This window comes from Acidovorax sp. KPB24-07 (assembly GCF_057543315.1).
On sequence record NZ_BAAJYS010000473.1, the window covers coordinates 1 to 2,325 of the forward strand.

Annotated in this window: 5 protein-coding genes and 1 tRNA gene; 1 reads left to right on the forward strand and 5 read right to left on the reverse strand. The window is 62.8% G+C overall.

Annotation, left to right across the window (positions count from 1 at the left end; genetic code table 11):
• Positions 1-144: 144 nt before the first annotated feature.
• The gene (locus AC27IQ_RS22720; protein WP_487090890.1) at positions 145-483 is read right to left on the reverse strand and encodes a hypothetical protein; all 339 of its coding nucleotides are present in this window, start codon (positions 481-483) and stop codon (positions 145-147) included.
• Positions 480-818: a hypothetical protein gene (locus AC27IQ_RS22725; protein ID WP_487090891.1), complete on the reverse strand. Its 339-nt coding sequence runs from the start codon at positions 816-818 to the stop codon at positions 480-482. The genes AC27IQ_RS22720 and AC27IQ_RS22725 overlap by 4 nt, the downstream gene beginning before the upstream one ends.
• A gap of 202 nt (positions 819-1,020) precedes the next feature.
• Here AC27IQ_RS22725 and AC27IQ_RS22730 point away from each other — a divergent pair, with 202 nt between their 5' ends.
• Positions 1,021-1,293: a hypothetical protein gene (locus AC27IQ_RS22730; RefSeq protein ID WP_487090892.1), complete on the forward strand. Its 273-nt coding sequence runs from the start codon at positions 1,021-1,023 to the stop codon at positions 1,291-1,293.
• Here the strand turns inward: AC27IQ_RS22730 and AC27IQ_RS22735 are convergent.
• The 3 genes from AC27IQ_RS22735 to AC27IQ_RS22745 form a co-directional block, all read right to left on the reverse strand.
• Positions 1,279-1,366 (reverse strand) — tRNA-Ser (locus AC27IQ_RS22735). The two genes, AC27IQ_RS22730 and AC27IQ_RS22735, sit on opposite strands and share 15 nt — an antisense overlap.
• 48 nt (positions 1,367-1,414) lie before the next feature.
• On the reverse strand, positions 1,415-2,083 hold the full coding sequence (gene ureG / locus AC27IQ_RS22740) for an urease accessory protein UreG (protein ID WP_317355130.1): 669 nt from the start codon (positions 2,081-2,083) through the stop codon (positions 1,415-1,417).
• Positions 2,080-2,325: urease accessory protein UreF (locus AC27IQ_RS22745; RefSeq protein WP_487090893.1), on the reverse strand; the 246-nt coding region annotated here is incomplete at its 5' end. The genes AC27IQ_RS22745 and ureG, both read right to left, overlap by 4 nt.

Consider the following 2,325-nt stretch of genomic DNA (forward strand, 5'->3'; position numbering starts at 1 on the left):
CCGTGCACCCGAGCTTGCGCAACTGGGTGACGTAGCCTTCAAAGGCTTGCAGGGAGGTGAAGCGTTTGACCAGGTGACCATCGGGCAGCATGCCGGGAGGGCAGGTGACGTGGTAGCTCTTGGGCATGTGGATCAGGGCGGAGCTCATGCGCGGCGCTCCCCAGCCTGGGGAGCGTACACACGCTGGTAGGTCTCAGGCGTGACAAACAGAGGATTGCGGTCCTGGTCTTGCGCCTGGCTCTCCAGCAGATCGCGCTGCCTGGCGAGAAACGCGAGCTGGGCCTCGCCGGGCTTGCGCTGCAGCTTGTGGCTATTGCAGATACCGCCGCTAGTCACCTCGAGGTCGTGCAGCGTGCAGGCCGTGCGGGGGGCGATCACCGGGCTGTCGTGGCGCACAACTTCGAAGTGCGCACAGTTGCGGCAACCGGGGCGGTCACCGGGGGTCTGGTAGCCCACCTGGGCGTGCTTGGCGACGAGTCTCATCCGAACCGCCGCACGATCCAGCGCAGCAGAGGCCGCACTACAAAGTCGAAAATCTCCAGTGCGATGAGAGCGCAGAAAACCCACAACACCGACAGCCACAACAGCAAGGAACCATCAATGGAGCAAGTCACAGACGTCGTCTGGATCGCAGCAGCCGTGTTCATCGGGCTGCTTGCGGTAGCAGCAGTAGCAATGGTGCTCAGCAGCAGGAACGAAAAAGCGAGGCGGCGGGCTGAATACGACGAGATGCGCAGGCCAGGACGGGAAGCAGCCAGGAGAAACCGCGACCGCCGATGAATGCCCTTCCCCTGCCCAGCTTCGGCTGGAGCCGCCAAGCTTTCACCGGGCTGTTGTGTGGCAGGGGTTGGGCAATCTGCAGCTTCCCAAGGTTGGGGTACGCGTGAGGGGTTAGACATGGCGGCTCCGAGTAACTATCTGCTGAAACTGTTTCAGCGAGTACGCGGATTGTTGACACCCTTTCAGCCAACAGGGAAGCGAAAACTGTTTAAATCCTATCAACGTTGAAGGGGATTCACCATGCAAGCGACGATGGACTTACTAGCGAAAGCACTGAACGAAAAGCACGCATCCGCCTGGGCGCGTGATTTCAATTTGGACAGGAGTACGTTCTCTCAGGCAAAGAAGCATGGGCGTTTGAGCCCTATGCTTGCTGGGAACATTGCTATCGAATTAGGAGAAGATCCAGAACACTGGATTGCAATCGCTGCGCTTGAAGCTGCGCAAAACGACAAGGATATGGCGCTGCTAACACGACTGAAAGAGCGTCACAAGCCGTGGCGGAGACTGTGAGATTCGAACTCACGGACGGTTGCCCGTCGGCAGTTTTCAAGACTGCTGGTTTAAACCGCTCACCCAAGTCTCCGCAAACTGGCGCGTATTCTAGCCGGCCGCCACGCCCCGCCCGTGCGCATCACGCCGCCTGCAGCAGGCCTTTCTTTTCGATAAAGGCCACCACCTCGTCCAGACCCTGCAGGGTTTTCAGATTGGTCATCACGAACGGCTTGGTGCCGCGCATGCGCGTGGTGTCGGCGGCCATCACGTCCAGGTTGGCGCCCACGTGCGGGGCCAGGTCGGTCTTGTTGATGACGAACAGGTCGCTCTTGGTGATGCCGGGGCCGCCCTTGCGGGGGATCTTCTCGCCCGCGGCCACGTCGATCACGTAGAGCGTGAGGTCGCTCAGCTCGGGGCTGAACGTGGCCGCGAGGTTGTCGCCGCCGCTTTCGATGAAGACCACGTCGGCGTTCGGAAACTGCGCCAGCATGCGGTCGATGGCCTCCAGGTTGATGGAGGCGTCTTCGCGGATGGCGGTGTGGGGGCAGCCGCCGGTTTCCACGCCCAGGATGCGTTCCGCGGGCAGGGCGCCGCTCACCGTCAGCAGGCGCTGGTCTTCCTTGGTATAGATGTCGTTGGTGATGGCGATGAGGTCGTGCTTGTCGCGCATGGCCTTGCACAGCATTTCCAGCAGGGTGGTCTTGCCCGAGCCGACCGGGCCGCCGATGCCCACGCGCAGCGGGGGCAGGGGCTTGGTGCGGTGGGGGATGTGGTGCAGTGCGGTGGTGCTGGTGGTGGTGGTGTTCATGATCGGAAGAGGCGGGAGTATTGGGTTTCATGCTGCGCCGACAGGATGGCGAGCATGGGCGAGAAGGCCTGGCGGTCCGCGTCGCCGGTGTGCAGCGCGGCGTCGGTGGCAGCGGGAATGGCGGCGGCCAGCCGGGCCAGGATGCGCTGGCCCGCGCTCTGGCCCAGGGGCACGGCCTTGAGGGCGGCCTGCACCATGTTCTCGGCCCAGCCGAAGGTGTAGGCCAGCAGCACGTCGCGCGC

What these genes read in the sequence shown, in the direction of transcription:
- AC27IQ_RS22730 (WP_487090892.1), top strand. Translation starts at nt 1,021, where the DNA reads ATGCAAGCGACGATGGACTTACTAGCGAAAGCACTGAACGAAAAGCAC.
- AC27IQ_RS22720 (WP_487090890.1), bottom strand. Translation starts at nt 483, where the DNA reads ATGAGACTCGTCGCCAAGCACGCCCAGGTGGGCTACCAGACCCCCGGT.
- ureG (WP_317355130.1), bottom strand. Translation starts at nt 2,083, where the DNA reads ATGAACACCACCACCACCAGCACCACCGCACTGCACCACATCCCCCAC.